The organism is Hwangdonia sp., assembly GCF_048381975.1.
Lineage (GTDB): Bacteria > Bacteroidota > Bacteroidia > Flavobacteriales > Flavobacteriaceae > Hwangdonia > Hwangdonia seohaensis.
Genome location: NZ_JBLWYT010000001.1, coordinates 1 through 16,605, shown reverse-complemented (window position 1 = coordinate 16,605; position 16,605 = coordinate 1). Strand labels below are relative to the sequence as shown.

Sequence of the window (16,605 nt, the reverse complement as noted above, 5' to 3'; positions counted from 1 at the left end):
AGTTTTAGTTGCTTGTCGTGGTAATGTCGTGGTAAAATAGCAACTTGTCGTGTTGCTAAAATTTTAAGATGTAATCAACAAGGCCATCATCGTGCTCTAAACCTAGTTTTTTTCTTAATCTGTAACGTTTGGTTTCAACACTTTTTATAGATATATTAAGCAATGGCGCCATTTCTTTTGAGGATAAATTCAACCGTAAATAGGCGCAAAAACGCAGGTCGTTTGGAGTTAAATCGGGATGGGAATTCTTGATCTTTTCTAAAAAATCTTTGTCGGCATTGTTAAAAGCCTGTTCGAAAAAAGACCAATCTTTTGTGTCATTCAAATTACTATTTATAAGTTCTATGGCCGTATTATTATCAATGTGTTTGGTTTTTTTAAGCTCCTTTTTAATCTTGTTTAAAACCCTGTTTTTTTTAATAATACTCATGGTAGATATGGCCAACTCCCTGTTTTTATTGTCTATATCCTGATTTAGTTTTTCGTTTTTAATCTGCATTATCATTTGTTCATTCTCCATTTGCTCGTGCTTAAATTTTTCTGAATAATAACGTTTATATGCTTTATGCGTAATTAAAATAATGATTAAAAGCAACAGAAAATATAGCGACAAAGCCGTGTTTGACAGGTACCACGGCCTGTTAACCTTAAAGCTGTAGAACACCGTGTTTTTAGACAGTGTATTCCCAACTTTAGCACGAACCATAAAGGTGTAATCGCCAAACGAGAGGTTTTCGAATGTTACTTGGGCATTTTCGGTCCACTTGCTCCATTTATTCGAATGCCCTTCAAGCATATATTGGTATTTAACATTTAAATATTTTTGGTACTCGGGCACTGAATACTTAAAAGACAACAAACCCTGCTTATAATTAAACTCTCCATTGGCATGTAGCGCATAAACGCTATTGTTATCATCAACATCTTGTATGGAAATTGAATTGAGATGAATTTGATAATCTACGTCGTCATTAAATTTAGACAAGTCCAATGTCATGTAACCATTTGCCGTACCCAAAACATAAGTGCTGCGATTGATGAGCGAAATATTCTCGTAACCCAAAACGCCTTTTCTTAGTTTTGAAGGAATAGGAATATTATTGATAACGGGTTTGTTTGTAACATCATCATTTTCAATAAAGCTTATGTTATCTTTTGAAAACGCCCAAAGTTTTTCGTTTTTATCGACCACTAATTTGCCCGAAATATAGTCGTCATTTTTAATGATTTTACTTAAAATTGAATCTCTTTGAAATGCATTTTCGGTTTTATTATAAATAAAAAGCCCTTCTTCGGATGCGTAATGAATCTCGTTTTTATATTTAATTAAACTTGAATTTTTTCCTAATGGCAAACTTGTTTCCATGTCCAGTTTTTGCACCTTGGTCAAACTGTCGTTCAGTTTTAATTTAAACACACCTTTGTATTCATGGCTTACCCAAATTTGATTGGCATCATCGATTTCTAAATACCTCGATGAGTTTTTAAAGCCTTCAACCTTATTTTTTATGTGCCAAAGATTATCTGTTTTTTCAAGAATAAACAAACCATTATAATTTCCCTGAAGCAAAAGGTTGTCATGCCCAGGAATGCGTTTAAAAGTCCAGGCACCCAATTCGTTGCTTATTTTGTTTGCCTTGTTTTCTTCAATTAAAAACGTGCCTAAATGATGTCCGCAAAACAAGTATTCATCATTGTAATTAAACAAATCCCAAACCTGTCCCGCAGTTCCTTCAATAAATTTAAAGGTATCGTTATCAGATTTTAAACGCCTGTAAAACAAACCTTGGTTAGAGCCAATATACAACGCACCATTAAACACTTGCGTGGTATACACGGTACCTAAAACCCCATCGTAATCAAAAAAGGTTTTTACGGCCGATTTTACATTTATGCAGTTAATGCCGTTATCCAAACCCGCCCAAACGTTGTTTGCATTATCTTCAAATAGCGATAAAACGGTGTTGTTGCTCAGGCCTTTTTTTTGGGTGATTTGGTAATCGATAATACCATTTTCAGAAATATGCAACACGCCATCAGAGATGGTGCCTATCATAAAACTTCCGTCTTTTAACTGAATACTACTAAAAACACTCATGGTATTTAAAACGGTATCGGCTTTTATGTTCCACGGTATTAATTGGTTATTTTGAATTTTATAAAACCCTGCATTTCGCGTAATAATGATTAAACTTTCTTTAGCGCTGAACATATTGATTACACGTCCCGATTTTACAACTTCATCGTTAATAATAAGTTTCGGTTTACCTTCTTCAATAGTAAAAATACCTTCATTAGCTACGTGATAATAGATTTGGTTTTTGACCTTGAAAATTTTGTAAATGATGTTAGTTGCCTTAACAATTTTAAAGGTTTCGGTTTGTGAATTATAAAAATAAATTTTGGCGTTAGACTGAAAAACCACCCATTCGTTGTGCTCAATAATATTCCAAATCTGTTCGTCTTCCAACATCTGCTTATCGAGTTTAGAAGACAGCGACACATAGTTTAGGGCACCAAATTCGTTTTTTTCCCAATAGCCAAACTCGGCATAACAACCTGTGTATATTTTATTTTCAACAACATTCACAGCTCTTATTATGGTATTGTTTGGAGACGTGTACGTTGTCCATTCCGCGCCATTATATTCCAACAACCCTTTGTTATTTGCCACATAGATGAAATTGTTTGGCGCTTGGGAAAGCATCCAGTTTTGATTGTCTCCCAAATAATTTTCAGTCGTAAATTTTTCAATAGGAGGTAATTCCTGACTAAAAGACATCAGGCTTAGCAAGATTAAAAAAACGCTGTTTAAAATTTTCATTTTTTAATTAGAATTGAAACCAATGAACGATTTGCACGTTCTTTTGAATAAAGATAGTTTTAGAAAACGATTAAACAAAATAACCCGCTCAAGTTCTGATATGGGCCGGATTCAATTGAAGATTTTAAGCCAAGGCCAACATCAATAAAGATGCTAAACATGCGCCAATAATAGGGCCTAAAATAGGAATCCAAGCATAGCTCCAATCGCTTGCTGCCTTGTTTTTTATAGGAAGTAAGGCATGCATAATTCGTGGCCCTAAATCACGTGCCGGATTAATGGCATAACCAGTTGTGCCGCCTAACGACAACCCTATAGACCAAACCAAAAAGGCCACCGGCAACGCCCCCAAAGAGCCTAAACCAATTACGGTTTCCGTCTCGTTTATAGTAGCATTGGTAAAATACAAAATGGTAAATATGAGTACAAAAGTGCCCAAGGCTTCACTAAAAAAATTGGAAAACGTATGCCTAATGGCTGGAGCTGTACAGAACACTGCTTTTTTGGAATCGGCATCTTCGGTTTCATCAAAATGATTTTTATAAAACACCCAAACGGCAGAAGACCCCAACATAGCACCAAGCATTTGTGCCAAAATATATAGAGGCACATCGTTCCAAGGAAATTTTCCTGCGACTGCCAAACTAATACTCACAGCCGGATTAATATGCGCACCACTATAAGGCCCTGCTATAACCACGGCAACGTAAACCGCCAAAGCCCAACCCGTAGTTATCACTATCCAACCGCTATTATTGCCAATGGTTTTGTTTAATACCACGTTAGCCACAACGCCACCGCCCAATAAAATAAGTATGGCTGTTCCTATAATTTCTGAGATAAATGGTGTCATAGATTTTTATTTTAGTTATAATTTATCTTTTGTCCAATATTCCAAAGCATCAATAGCTTTGTACCACCCTTTTATGTTTTCATCAATAGCCGATCTTTTATAGGTAGGTTTAAAATGGGTATCGGTTTGCCAAATCTCTTGAATTTCTTCAGGATTATCCCAATAGCCGACAGCTAATCCCGCTAAAAAAGCAGCACCCATTGCCGTAGTCTCTACTATTTTAGGGCGTACCGTTTCGGTATTCAACACATCGGCCTGAAATTGCATAAGTGTATTATTTACCGTAGCACCGCCATCAACTCTTAATTCTTGTATCGAAATTCCGGAATCGGCTTCCATGGCTTTTAACACATCCATGGTTTGATAGGCGATGGATTCCAATGCTGCCCTAGCAATATGCGCATCGGTACTGCCTCGCGTCAATCCGAAAATGGTGCCTTGAGCTTGCTGATTCCAATGCGGTGCTCCCAAACCTGCGAAAGCGGGCACAAAATATACGCCTTCTGAACTCGACACCGAACTTGCCAGTGTTTCAACCTCTGATGAATTTCTAATAATTTTCAAACTATCCCTTAGCCATTGCACCACGGCGCCAGCAATAAAGATACTGCCTTCTAGAGCATAGGTTGTTTTTCCGTCTATTTTCCATGCTACCGTAGTGAGTAAGTTGTTTTTAGAAACGGTTGGTTTGTCGCCGATATTCATCAACATAAAACAGCCCGTTCCGTAAGTGTTTTTTACCATACCCGGTTTAGTGCACATTTGCCCAAACAGGGCCGCTTGTTGATCGCCAGCAATTCCAGAAATGGGAATATTTGCATCGTAAAACGTAGATTTTGTATGCCCATAAACCTCGCTAGATTGTTTTACTTCCGGAAGCATGCTTTTAGGAATGGTTAATAACTCTAATAAATCATCATCCCAATCCATGGTATTTATATTGAACAACAAGGTCCGTGAGGCATTGGTAACGTCGGTAATATGCTGATTGCCTTTTGTGAAATTCCATATCAACCAGGTATCAATAGTGCCCAAAAGAAGTTCGCCGTCTTCGGCTTTTTTTCTTGCACCTTTAACGTTATCTAAAATCCATTTTACTTTTGTTCCCGAAAAATACGAATCGATAACCAATCCTGTTTTTTCCCTTATCGTTTTTTCGTGCCCCTGTTTTTTAAGTTCATCGCAATAATTAGAGGTTCTTTTATCTTGCCAAACTATAGCATTGTAGATAGGTTTCCCTGTGTTTTTATCCCAAACAACCACGGTTTCGCGTTGATTGGTAATACCAATTGCGGCAATGTTTTCTACATTCAATCCCTGTTTGGCAATTGCTTCGGCCGCAACACCAGCTTGCGATGACCAGATTTCCAATGGGTCGTGCTCTACCCAACCCGGTTTAGGAAAGTATTGGGTAAACTCTTTTTGAGCTAACGAAATGATGCTTCCTTTTCTATCAAAAACTATGGCTCTGGAACTTGTTGTTCCCTGGTCTAATGCTAGTATGTATTTTTCCATAATAGGCCCCCTCTAGCTCCCCCATTGGGGGGGAGAAACTCACTCGGGTGGAGTTTTTATTGGTTATAATTTAATTCTTAATAACGTAGCTTTCAGCAATTTCAATAAAATCAGAAATTTGTTGCTGTCTCCATTCATCGTTTTTATGTAATTCTTTTGACAAAATAGTGGCAACCATTGGAGCAATTTCAATGGCGGCTTTGGCGTCTAAAAATAGAATCCTTACACGTCTTGCCAAAACATCTTCAATAGTTCTGGCCATTTCATTTCGTATCGCCCAAACAACCTCTGCCTTTGTAAACTCCAATCTTTGATGCAGCTTTTCGCCTAATTCAGGATGCTCACCAATGAGTTTCTTGATTTCCCTTTGGTCGCTTCCGTAAATATATAAATGCTGTGATTTATTCACGGTACCATCCGCGCCATGGATTAATAAATTTTTGGTTTGGCATTTGGCGTTTGGCAGTTTCCCTAAGGCTATGGCTTTATTTAAAACATCTTGTGCCATACGTCTGTAGGTCGTCCATTTACCTCCTGTTATGGTAATCAGCTCTGAATCTGATACTATAATTTTATGGCTTCGTGAGATTTCCTTTGTTTTTTCAGATTTATCTTTTGGTGCTGCTAACGGTCGTAATCCAGCAAATATGCTCAACACATCTTTTTTGGTGACCTTTTTTGTTAAATACCTGTTGGCGGTTTGCAAAATGAAATCGATTTCCTTGTCGAGTGCTTTGGGCTCCAAACTGTGGCTATCCAATAAAGTATCGGTGGTACCAACCACCACACGATTATGCCATGGCACTAAAAACAACACGCGTCCGTCATCCGTTTTAGGAATCATAATCGCATCGTTTCCGGGTAAATAGGATTGATCTAAAACCAAGTGAATACCTTGACTTGGGCGAATGCTGTTTTTAGCCAACGCATTATCCATTTTTAAAACTTCATCTGTAAAAACACCCGTGGCATTAATAACCACTTTAGCGTTTAAAGCATATGTTAAGTTGGTTTCTGCATCTGTGGCTTCAACACCATTAACCAGACCATCATTGTTTTTCAACAGTTTTTCAACCTTAAAATGATTAAGTAGGGTTGCCCCTTTTTCAATGGCCGTTTGCGCTATGTTTATGGCAAGTCTAGCGTCGTCAAATTGCCCATCGTGATAAACAACACTGCCTTTTAATTTATCGGATTTTAAGGTTGATAATCTTAAAATAGTTTTCCTTTTATTAATGCCGATAGATTTTCCAAAACTCAATTTACCTGCTAAAAAATCATATAATTTTAATCCGATTGTATATTTCAACATGTCCCAATGTGTATAATTAGGAATGATAAAGGACTGATTACTTACTAAATGCGATGCGTTTTTAAGCATTAAACCTCTTTCGTACAGCGCTTCTTTAACCAAATCGATGTTCCCTTGCGCCAAATACCTTACGCCGCCGTGAACCAATTTCGTGCTTCGGCTTGAAGTGCCTTTTGCAAAATCAACCTGTTCTAAAAGCAAGGTTTTAAATCCGCGTGTTGCACTATCTAAAGCAATGCCTAAGCCCGTTGCACCACCGCCAATAATGATGACATCCCAATGGGAAGATGTTTGTAGTTGACGAATTAAGGTTGGTCTATCAAACAAATTGATTTATTTTTGTTTTGATTGTTTATATTTAATTTCAAATGTATCAAAATTAATTTTAAAACGAAAGAAAACGAAAGTAAATTGTAAAAATAATTAACAAAATGTAAAATATTCACTTCGTTTATCTTCATTTACTTATATTTGATTATATGCAACGACACGAAACCATATTAAACCTTTTAGCTAAAGAAAAACACGTTGAAGTTTTAGATTTATGCAAGCAGCTAAATGTTTCTGCGGTTACTATTAGAAAAGATTTAAAGCTATTGGAGGAAAAAGGCTTGTTGTTTAGAACCCATGGCGGTGCATCTTTGGAAAACCCATACATTAAAGAGAAAGCCGTAATTGAAAAAGAAAAAATTTCGGTTGAAGAAAAAAACGGTATTGCACAAGCCGCGGCAGCACAAATTGACGAAAACGACTCGATAATGATTGCTTCGGGAACCACTGTTCAAGCACTTTCAAAATTCATAAAACCTAAAAACAAGCTTACCGTAATCACCTCATCCTTATATGCTGTTTTGCATTTAATCCACGATAAAAACATAGAGATTTTACAACTTGGTGGCTACATTCGGCATAGTTCCGCTTCGGTAATTGGCACTTATGCGTCCCAAATTTTAGATAGCATTTCGTGCAGTAAACTTTTTTTAGGTGTTGATGGCATTGATTTTGACTATGGCTTATCTACCACGAGTTTAGAAGAAGCGCAACTCAACCAGAAAATGTTGGCATCGGCCCAAAAGACCATTGTTTTAGCAGACTCTTCAAAATTTGGAAAAAAGAGTTTCGCAAAGATTTGCAATTTGAACGCCATTGATGAAATTATTACAGACAGCGGTATTTCATCAACAATCAAAAAGAAATTAGAAGAAAAAGGCGTTAAAGTAACGGTTGTTTAGTGGCTGTTTTATTTTCTAACATTTAAATCAATCCAGTTTTTATAAGCCGCTTCCAAAGCTTTTACTTTTTCTGGATGTTGTGCCGCTAAATCCATACGCTCTCCCGGATCCTTAGCGATATTGAATAATTTCAACTCCATATTATCGACTATAGGCGCAATGTATTGCGCCGAAGGCTCACTTTTCCAATGGTTCTCTTTAGCATTGGTAAGTTTCCAATCGCCCTTGCGCACCGCCCAGGTTTTTTGCCATTTCCACACTAATAGTCGGTTGGCTTCCGGCTTTAAAAGATTGATGCCATCAATTGCATTATCGGTAAGCGCAATGCCAGCAATATTAGTTAAGGTTGGCAAAATATCGGTTGCCGAAACATAATTGGTTTCCACTCTTCCAGCATCAATTTCATTGGGCCAACTAATTGCCAAAGGCACGCGAATACCACCTTCCCAAAGTGAGTACTTCCCTCCTGTTAACGGTGTGTTATTGGCACCCGTAAGTGGCGAGCCACCATTATCCGAAATAAACACAACCACAGTATTTTCAACAAGTTTTTGTGTTTTCAAAGCATCTAAAACACGCCCGATATTATCATCTAAACAATTGAGATTAGCCAAATAATACTTGCGTAAATCTTCATGCTGAATGGCCCCAACTCGCGAATATTTATCGTAGTAAGCCGAATAAGACCCGGGCTTGTGTTTTTTGAATGCCACCAAACTATCTGGATCGTAATTTGGTATTTCTTTTACATTGTATTTATCCAAATACTTTTTGGGCACCTGGTGAATTAAATGATGCACCGCATTGTAAGACAAGGTTAAAAAGAAAGGTTTGTCCCGTTTTCGTTTAATATAATCAACAGATTCATCTGTCAAAATATCCGTAAGGTAGCCTTGGTCATAACTTTTTTCGCCCATGTTGTGCATTAATGGCCCTAAAAGCGCGCTTGTACCGTAAGGATCTGGCGTGCGGTCTTTAATCTCTTGGGAATTCAACCAATAATCGTGCGCATGTGCACTAAAACCTAGAAACTCATCGTAACCGTGATTTAAAGGGTATTCGCGTACATTGTTTTTATGAAAATTGCGCCCCAAATCATTCTTGCCAATACGTGCCGTTTCGTAGCCAGCATCCTTTAAATACTCTGCAATGGTTTTTACATTATCTGGCAAACCCGGGCCCCAACTCGCCGGTTTATCCCATCTGAATTGATTTTTCCCTGTTAATATCCCTGCTCTCGACGGACTGCAAACCGGCGCCGTAACATAAGCTTGTGTAAAAACCGTACCGGAATTCCCAAGGCGCGTTATGTTTGGTGTTGAAATGCTTTTGTCGTGATTTTTAAAAGGCGAAAAATCTGCATAGCCTTGATCGTCTACAACAATTAAAAGAATATTGGGTTTTTTGTTTTCTTCTTTTTTAGATTTTGTTTGGCACGAAACCATACAAATCAACAGAAATAACGCGACGATATTCTTCATGATTGGTTTTATTAGATTTTGTTTAGTTTCAAATTTACTAAAAAATATTTAAAACGAAACAAAGTGAAACCGATTTTGTTGTTTGCTGTTGCCAAATCTTGAATTGTGCACAAATAAGAAAGCTTCAAAAGTTAAACCTTTTGAAGCTTTTCTGTTACCGTGGAGAAGATCGGATTCGAACCGACGACCTCTTGACTGCCAGAATTGATAATGGTACATCATACAACACCAAACATAAGCATAAAATATTGATAATCAGTATTTTAATATTATTTGATATTAATTGATATCATATAAAATCAATAGATTGCGTGCAAATTGCGTGCAAATTTTTTTATATCTTTGAGTATCATGAGCACAAATATAAAGCTGTCTTTAGATACTCGCAGAAAGAAAAATGATGATTCTTTTCCTGTTATTTTAAGGTTAAGTCATTTCCGGAAAACCACGTCTTTACGACTAGGGGTGTCTGTGCAATTAAATTTCTGGGATGAAAGAAGCGAAAAAATAAAAAAATCCTATGGTGATTCCGCAACCGTAAAAAAATTAAACAATAAACTATTAAAGGCAAAAGTGCGTGCAATAAATATTATTGACAAATTGAATGAGTCGGAAGAACTTAACTATTTATCTATATTACAATTAAAAAATAAAATTACTAAAAAGGTTGCTGTCAATTCATTTTTTGAGTACAGCAACCTCATTATAGAAGAACTAAAAAAGGTAGAGCGTTATGGAAACGCAAATTCGTACTATGCCATCACCAAAATATTAAAAAAATTCAATAAGGGTAAGGACTTAAAGTTTAATGAGATTAATTATGAGTTTCTTAAAAAGTTCGAGCAATTTCATTATTCCAGAGGAAATTCTACTAATGGATTAGCCGTTTATATGAAAACTATTAGGGCCATTTATAACAAAGCCATTAAGGCGGGTGTAATACCGAAAGAAGCCTATCCGTTCACAAATTATAAAATAAAAACGACACCTACGGAAAAAAGGGCTCTTGACATTGACGGTATCAAATCAATAATGCTCTTGCATTTAGAAAAAAACGACAGCTTATTTCATTACAGAAACTATTTTTTAACTTCCTACATGCTTTATGGTATTTCATTTATAGATATGGCATTTTTGAAACTTGAAAACATTATTGATAACCGGGTAAAATTTTTCAGAAGTAAAACATCCAAACCTTATGACATAAAAATTACGCCTCAGTTAAAAGAGATACTTACCATTTATATTAAAAATAAAGACAAATCAGATTTTATATTTCCAATTATTAAAAGAGACACCTATGAGCTTCAGTACAAAGACGTGTTATGGGCTCGTAAAGATTATAATCAGGGGCTAAAACTAATTGCAAAAAAGTGTAATATTGAACAGCGTGTAACATCTTATGTATCCCGACACAGCTTTGCAACTCAAGCAATGCTGCACGATGTGCCCTTACAAGCCATTTCCGCTATGCTTGGTCATAATCGTTTAACTACTACTCAAATTTATCTTAAATCCTTACCCAGTGAAGTATTGGATGATTATAATGAAAAATTAGTTAAGCTTTAAGAACCATCTTTGATATTAAGAATCACTTAGTAGTTTTACGACATATAATCCTGCCATTGGATTAAAATATATTTTTCGATGTTGTTTTCTTTTTTTCTTAAAAAACCATATTCATAAACAAAAAGATAAACATCGCCTTTGTGGTTCTTCCAATAGTGGGTAAAAAATTTAGAATTAAAACCTTGTTCTTGCAAAACTTGGGCGCGAACTGTTGCTTTTCCTGCTTTATTGAAAGATTTTAAAATACGCCTATTGCGTTTTAACTGATTGTCTACCTTGTTGTAAAAGCGTGGTGCTTCTTCTAGAGCACGTCTGTAATGGTAAGTGCTTTTACAGTGTACATCGCAGAACTTTTTATCAGACCTCCCTTTAATTTCCTTACCACAGAATATGCATTTTAATATTTCCATGTACGAATTAATCGAATATTACACGTATAGTATTCGTGTAATATACTTATAAATTAAATATTAAAAGTATTTTTAAGAAAAAACTTATGACCATTATAACACTAAAACCTATTTGGAAGAAGGACATACAATACATTTTAATTAACTTTAAGGATAATCAACAAGTCGCGAACTGTGTGAAATCTTTTCCCAATGTAAATTATAGCAAAACCCATAATACGTATTACCTGCCTTACCATAAAAAAGCCATTTCAGAATTGTTCAACTATTTTAGAACACAAAAGTGGTTTGTTGACTATAGCGCCTTTAAGTCGAGGACAAAATCTATAGAAAAGACGAGTCAAAAAAAGACAACTATTATTTCCAAACTGCCTGTTTTAAACTTTGAGCAAAAAACAGAAATGGACAAATTTAAAAGGTGGTTGGAGCAAAAACGCTTTAGTCTAAACACAGTTAACACCTATGTTGAAGTAACGGTATTATTTATACGGTACATGAATTTAAAGCAAATAAGTAGTCTTTCCACTAGAAGTATCGAACAATTTAATTATGATTTTATCTTCAAATCGAGAAAATCTGTTTCTTATCAAAATCAATGTATTAGCGGCATTAAACATTTTTTTTCTTTTAAAAATATTGATGTAGAATCACTGGATATACAACGCCCTGATAAGGACAAAAAGTTGCCAACCGTATTTAGTAAGAACGAAATAAAAAGTTTACTTGACAATACCAAAAACATTAAACATAAAACACTTTTAAGTCTCATATATTCGGCAGGTCTTAGAATTGGAGAGGCACTTTCGTTAAAACCAGAAGACATAAATTATCAACGAAATTTAATACACATTAAAGCTGCAAAAGGCAGAAAGGACCGATATACATTACTCTCGAACTCTTTAATACCATTACTTACCACATACACCAATCACTATAAACCCAAAGTTTATTTATTTGAAGGACGCGATGGAGCGCCTTATACCCAAGTCAGTGCGCGACAGGTTTTAAAAAAATCCCTACTAAAAGCTCAGTTACAAAAACATGCAACATTACATACCTTACGACATAGTTTTGCCACACATTTATTGGAAAGTGGAACGGATATAAGGTATATTCAGGAACTATTGGGTCATAACAGTCCAAAAACCACAATGATCTATACCCATGTTACCACAACCAATTTAAAAGACATTAAGAACCCCCTCGATACATTATAAGAATTTTATTATATTGCAATGAAAAACTTAAAATAATAACAATGGAAATTTTATTAAAAATACATCGTTATCCCGCCTTAATCGAATATTATGATGCATTTAATAATCCATATAAATAAGTTATGCACAAGTTGACAAACCAAGAAAAACCGTGCTTAATTTAAAGTTTTTTGATTTTTAAAAACAAAAAAGCTGAAAGTGGAATCGTGAAAAAGATTTCGGAAAATCACGCTGAATTTCGGCTCGCCAAAAACCTGTTTTTGAATCGAAAATTTAGCAAACCGAAAAGTTTTGGCTGAATAGCAGAAACGCAAAACTTTACGGCTGAACTTTATGAAAAAAGGATTTTCCAAAGTTCATTTTTTAACAACGAAAATTTGGAAATCCAAAGGTTCGATCTTAATATTGAAATGGCAAAACGTTCGGAAAAATAAAACGGAATGAAAAACGGATTTTTTTGGAGTTTTAAGAAAAAAAATGAAAACATAAAAAGTGCGTCGGATTTAACTCTTGCGGACAAAAAAAAAGAAAAAACCAGTGCATAACACCGTATAAAAATAATTGCGGTTTAGTGCTAAAACAAAGGTAGTTGCGTGTTTGCTACATCTGATTTTCCTGCGGAAAATCCTCGCATACAAACCCGCAACTATTCTTATACATAAACGTTACCTACAATTATGAAAAACATTCAGTTTCTAATTTTAATTTTGGTTTTAACATCAAGTTGCAACTTCAATGCAAAGATTGAATTACCAAAAGCAGAAACTGTTGAATTAAAACCTTTTCCGAAAGTTGAGGCTTCAATATTTGAAAATATATTTATAGTTGACGAGAATAAATGCAAAAAGTGGAATTTACCAATCACACGTTTCAAAATTGAATTTCCGAATAATGTGAAAGTTGATTCTGCGAAAATCGGAATTGAAAACTTTGACTATATAAGTTTTCAAATAATAGAAAATGATATTGTAATTGAGGAATTTTCAATTGGATATTCTGACCGAAATAGATTATTTGAAAAAGAATTTGGAGAAAAATCCGCTGAACAAACCCTGACCAATTTAAAAAAGCGATTTCCGAAAGCTAAAGAACTTTATAAAGGAATGGCGGAATTTTATGGTCAAACGAATTACCAATTAAATGCTGAAATTGAAATAAAAGAAAAAACGCCACAAAACTTTATCGGAATTTATAAAATGTTTAGAACTAATTATTATCCAAAAACGACTGACTTTAATCCTATCAATTTAGGTTGGACTGCAAACCAAAACTCTGAAATTATGAACAAAGCGGATTTTGGAACAAAAGGTTTGAGCGGAGAAATTTGGAAAACATTTGAATTTATAGAATAAATAACTGTAGGTAACAACGTGTATAATTAATTGCTTTTTATGTGCTTACTTGCGAAAATTCCTGCGGAATTTTCACGGGTTCGTAAAAGTTTGCTAACTTAGTTGCATAACCACGCAACTAACCATACACAAACACGTTGTAAACAATTATGACAAAAATTCTGCTTCAAATAATATTTCTAACTGTATTTTGTGTTTCAGGCTATTCTCAAAAGTCTGAAATGAGTATTGCTTTTAAAAATAAAGAGTTTGAAAAAGTTATTAAATTAGGTAAACAACTAATTGAATCTGAACCTAATGATTTTGATGGACTTTTAGGAATTGGAAAAGCATACAATATCTTAAATGAATTTAATAACGCTATTCCATATCTAGAAAAGGCAATTAATTGTTCCGAAAAAGATTGGCAATTTGCTTGGTCTAATATTGAATTAATGGAATCTAATTTTGCAATTGGAAATTTAGATAAAGCGAAAGAGTACTATAACAAATCTTTAGAATATAAAGGAACAAAAAACTCAACAAAAAAGTTAAAAGGTTTAGCTTTATTGTATGGATTTGACGAAGTTTACGAAAATTGGAAAATATTAGAAACTGATAATATTATTTTTCATTTTCAAAATGGAACATCAATTATCGACAAAGAAAATTACATAAAAGAAAGAGAAAATGCATTCTTAAATATCAATACATTTTTCTCATCTGATTTACCTAAAAAAATTGATTTTTTTGTTTGGAAATCTAACGAAGAAGCAATGAAAGTACTTAACACATCATTGGGTTTTTCAAAACCAAAATACTGTATATCACATAATAGAGATAATCAAACCAAAGGACACGAAATTGCTCATAACATTTCCTTTTGGTTAGACAAAGCAAACACCAGAAACCGATTAATAAACGAGGGAATTGGAGTATATTTTGACCAAACGAATACGAACAGATTAGAAAAAGCAAAAAAAGTAATTCAAAACCAAAAAATTGACATCAAAGAACTGTGGATTAATGGAAAAGATTATCCTGAAAACATTTTATATCCTATCGCTGGAGCTTTTATAAAATGTTTGGTGCTAAACGACAAAGAAAAATTTCTTGAATTATGTAAAAAACAATCCTATGAGAATGCTGAATTGATTTATGGAACGGAATTGGAAAAAATAATATCTGAATTTAATGAGAACCTGAATAAATAACTGTTTACAACACCGTGTATAATTAATTGCTAGGTCACTGCCGACTTACGAAAATTCCGCTGGAATTTTCTATCTGTGATTAGTTTGCTAACTTAGTTGCTTAACCACGCAACTAACCATACACAAACACGTTGTGTTTAATTTAAAACAACCGAACATGACAGAAATTGGATTACATAAAAGAAACTTGTTTGAGTTTGTGGAGTGTAAAGTTGTAATTGAATATGGTAAATTACAACGAGTATGGTTTGACTCTAAAGACTTGGTTCATGGTTTTCTGCCGACAAGCAAAACAGACTTTGAATTCGAGAAATACTCAACGGCTCGTGCTGAATTTTATCCCGATGGATATAACTACTTGCTAACCTATGATTCGGAAAACGGAACAGAGCAAGTGTTCTTGAAATTGAATTGGTTTAAAGTTTGGGAAATGAGACTTGCTTCACGAAGAACTTTGTTGCAATCTAAAGAGTTAAAATTATCAGTTGTTAAATATCTTGTAATTGGTTCATTAGGAATATTTGGAATAAATCAATGTAAAAGCGTTTACCAATATATAAGATACCCTAATACACAACCAATAGCTAATGACAGTACAGAAAGAAAAGCATCAAGTAAAATAAAAGACAGCGTGTTTTTAACAGATTCCTTACGAGTAGAATGACATTTACAATCGCACATCGGGATAAAAAAACTAAACACAACACCGTATAAAATTAATGCGCTGTTGCAAATTAACGATTAGCGACCTTATTTTTTGGTTGGCGCACTAATCTTATACCAACCGTTACCCAACATTAAAAAAACAAACTTTGAGTACTAAATTAAAAATTTCAGCATTTTTCCTTTTAGGCTTTTTCTTTTTTAGAATAACAGGCCCAATACTGACTGAAAAAATGAAAGATTTCCACATAAAAAACAATCCGAAATTGGTTGAAAAAGCACCTTGGATTTTTACAATTTTCGATTTTTTCTACAAAGGTGCAGCAATTATGTGTTTAGTTTTCATCGTAATGATTTGGATTGGATTTATTGCTTTACCGACTGAATAATGTTTTGGAATAAAAAGAAAAAACAAATTGAAAAAATTGAACTGACCAAAAACGGATTTCAAGTTAATTACGATGGAGAAATTACTCAATTTCAATGGTCAGAGATTGACAAACTGACTGGTTTTAAAGTTGACCGATTTACAACAGATAATATTTGCTTAAAAATAGAATCTAACAAAAAAACATCCTATGCGACTGAGGAATTCAATGGTTGGCGGATTTTTATGAATAAAATGCTAATTGAATTTCCAGAAATTGACAAAAACTGGGAAGGAATTATAGCAAAACCTGCATTTGAAAGAAAGGAAACTGAATTATATAACCGAAATAAAAACGTTGGGTAACATTGTATAAAAATAATGCGTAAGTTTATTCCTAAATCAAAAGTTAGTGCTTGTTTGCTTGCATCTGATTTTCCTTCGGAAAATCCTCGCACTCAAACTACGCACTATTCTTATACGTAACCGTTGCTAGCAATTTGCCCAGCTTAGTTTTAAAAACGACAATGAATTTATTGGCTTGCTTGGTGGGTTTCTGTTGTAAAAGCCTTTTTCATGTAAGCCCCCAAGTCTTGCGATTGGCATCGTTGAAAGCG

General features: G+C 34.5%; 14 protein-coding genes. 8 read left to right on the top strand and 6 right to left on the bottom strand.

The genetic code is table 11. The annotated features are described in order from the left end of the window. Window positions 1-55: 55 nt before the first annotated feature. The 4 genes from ACN5J7_RS00070 to ACN5J7_RS00055 form a co-directional block, all read right to left on the bottom strand. Window positions 56-2,824 (bottom strand): triple tyrosine motif-containing protein, encoded by a 2,769-nt coding sequence (locus ACN5J7_RS00070; RefSeq protein ID WP_418602159.1) that lies wholly within the window; start codon window positions 2,822-2,824, stop codon window positions 56-58. A gap of 124 nt (window positions 2,825-2,948) precedes the next feature. After that, window positions 2,949-3,677 carry an MIP/aquaporin family protein gene (locus ACN5J7_RS00065; protein WP_418602157.1) on the bottom strand — a complete coding sequence of 243 codons (729 nt, stop codon included), beginning with the start codon at window positions 3,675-3,677 and terminating at the stop codon, window positions 2,949-2,951. A gap of 15 nt (window positions 3,678-3,692) precedes the next feature. Beyond that, entirely contained in the window at window positions 3,693-5,192 is a 1,500-nt protein-coding gene (gene glpK / locus ACN5J7_RS00060) for a glycerol kinase GlpK (RefSeq protein WP_418602155.1), read from the bottom strand. Window positions 5,193-5,262: 70 nt separating this feature from the next. Next, window positions 5,263-6,831, bottom strand: a complete 1,569-nt coding sequence (locus tag ACN5J7_RS00055; protein ID WP_418602153.1) for an FAD-dependent oxidoreductase — start codon at window positions 6,829-6,831, stop codon at window positions 5,263-5,265. A gap of 152 nt (window positions 6,832-6,983) precedes the next feature. Here ACN5J7_RS00055 and ACN5J7_RS00050 point away from each other — a divergent pair, with 152 nt between their 5' ends. After that, on the top strand, window positions 6,984-7,736 hold the full coding sequence (locus ACN5J7_RS00050; RefSeq protein ID WP_418602151.1) for a DeoR/GlpR family DNA-binding transcription regulator: 753 nt from the start codon (window positions 6,984-6,986) through the stop codon (window positions 7,734-7,736). An 8-nt stretch (window positions 7,737-7,744) separates the two neighbouring features. Here ACN5J7_RS00050 and ACN5J7_RS00045 read toward each other — a convergent pair whose 3' ends face one another. Next, window positions 7,745-9,217 (bottom strand): sulfatase, encoded by a 1,473-nt coding sequence (locus ACN5J7_RS00045; RefSeq protein ID WP_418602150.1) that lies wholly within the window; start codon window positions 9,215-9,217, stop codon window positions 7,745-7,747. A gap of 351 nt (window positions 9,218-9,568) precedes the next feature. Between ACN5J7_RS00045 and ACN5J7_RS00040 the strand changes: the two genes are divergently transcribed. Beyond that, the gene (locus ACN5J7_RS00040; protein WP_418602148.1) at window positions 9,569-10,786 is read left to right on the top strand and encodes a tyrosine-type recombinase/integrase; all 1,218 of its coding nucleotides are present in this window, start codon (window positions 9,569-9,571) and stop codon (window positions 10,784-10,786) included. A gap of 35 nt (window positions 10,787-10,821) precedes the next feature. Here the strand turns inward: ACN5J7_RS00040 and ACN5J7_RS00035 are convergent, their stop codons facing one another. Continuing rightward, the gene (locus ACN5J7_RS00035) at window positions 10,822-11,196 is read right to left on the bottom strand and encodes a hypothetical protein (RefSeq protein WP_418602146.1); all 375 of its coding nucleotides are present in this window, start codon (window positions 11,194-11,196) and stop codon (window positions 10,822-10,824) included. An 86-nt stretch (window positions 11,197-11,282) separates the two neighbouring features. Here ACN5J7_RS00035 and ACN5J7_RS00030 point away from each other — a divergent pair, with 86 nt between their 5' ends. From ACN5J7_RS00030 to ACN5J7_RS00005, 6 genes are all read left to right on the top strand, one after another. Continuing rightward, window positions 11,283-12,413 carry a tyrosine-type recombinase/integrase gene (locus tag ACN5J7_RS00030; protein WP_418602144.1) on the top strand — a complete coding sequence of 377 codons (1,131 nt, stop codon included), beginning with the start codon at window positions 11,283-11,285 and terminating at the stop codon, window positions 12,411-12,413. A 677-nt stretch (window positions 12,414-13,090) separates the two neighbouring features. After that, window positions 13,091-13,765, top strand: coding sequence for a hypothetical protein (locus ACN5J7_RS00025; protein WP_418602142.1), 675 nt, complete (start codon window positions 13,091-13,093; stop codon window positions 13,763-13,765). A gap of 149 nt (window positions 13,766-13,914) precedes the next feature. Continuing rightward, complete coding sequence (locus tag ACN5J7_RS00020) at window positions 13,915-14,958, top strand: tetratricopeptide repeat protein (protein ID WP_418602140.1); 1,044 nt, start codon at window positions 13,915-13,917, stop codon at window positions 14,956-14,958. A 157-nt stretch (window positions 14,959-15,115) separates the two neighbouring features. Next, window positions 15,116-15,622 carry a hypothetical protein gene (locus tag ACN5J7_RS00015; RefSeq protein ID WP_418602138.1) on the top strand — a complete coding sequence of 169 codons (507 nt, stop codon included), beginning with the start codon at window positions 15,116-15,118 and terminating at the stop codon, window positions 15,620-15,622. Between the two features lie 148 nt (window positions 15,623-15,770). Continuing rightward, the gene (locus ACN5J7_RS00010; RefSeq protein ID WP_418602136.1) at window positions 15,771-16,010 is read left to right on the top strand and encodes a hypothetical protein; all 240 of its coding nucleotides are present in this window, start codon (window positions 15,771-15,773) and stop codon (window positions 16,008-16,010) included. Next, window positions 16,010-16,354, top strand: coding sequence for a hypothetical protein (locus tag ACN5J7_RS00005; RefSeq protein ID WP_418602134.1), 345 nt, complete (start codon window positions 16,010-16,012; stop codon window positions 16,352-16,354). Before ACN5J7_RS00010 ends, ACN5J7_RS00005 begins: the two co-directional genes overlap by 1 nt. Window positions 16,355-16,605 lie beyond the last annotated feature (251 nt).

Coding starts and splice junctions, on each gene's coding strand:
- ACN5J7_RS00070 (WP_418602159.1), bottom strand. CDS start 2,824: ATGAAAATTTTAAACAGCGTTTTTTTAATCTTGCTAAGCCTGATGTCT.
- ACN5J7_RS00065 (WP_418602157.1), bottom strand. CDS start 3,677: ATGACACCATTTATCTCAGAAATTATAGGAACAGCCATACTTATTTTA.
- glpK (WP_418602155.1), bottom strand. CDS start 5,192: ATGGAAAAATACATACTAGCATTAGACCAGGGAACAACAAGTTCCAGA.
- ACN5J7_RS00050 (WP_418602151.1), top strand. CDS start 6,984: ATGCAACGACACGAAACCATATTAAACCTTTTAGCTAAAGAAAAACAC.
- ACN5J7_RS00045 (WP_418602150.1), bottom strand. CDS start 9,217: ATGAAGAATATCGTCGCGTTATTTCTGTTGATTTGTATGGTTTCGTGC.
- ACN5J7_RS00040 (WP_418602148.1), top strand. CDS start 9,569: ATGAGCACAAATATAAAGCTGTCTTTAGATACTCGCAGAAAGAAAAAT.
- ACN5J7_RS00035 (WP_418602146.1), bottom strand. CDS start 11,196: ATGGAAATATTAAAATGCATATTCTGTGGTAAGGAAATTAAAGGGAGG.
- ACN5J7_RS00030 (WP_418602144.1), top strand. CDS start 11,283: ATGACCATTATAACACTAAAACCTATTTGGAAGAAGGACATACAATAC.
- ACN5J7_RS00025 (WP_418602142.1), top strand. CDS start 13,091: ATGAAAAACATTCAGTTTCTAATTTTAATTTTGGTTTTAACATCAAGT.
- ACN5J7_RS00020 (WP_418602140.1), top strand. CDS start 13,915: ATGACAAAAATTCTGCTTCAAATAATATTTCTAACTGTATTTTGTGTT.
- ACN5J7_RS00015 (WP_418602138.1), top strand. CDS start 15,116: ATGACAGAAATTGGATTACATAAAAGAAACTTGTTTGAGTTTGTGGAG.
- ACN5J7_RS00005 (WP_418602134.1), top strand. CDS start 16,010: ATGTTTTGGAATAAAAAGAAAAAACAAATTGAAAAAATTGAACTGACC.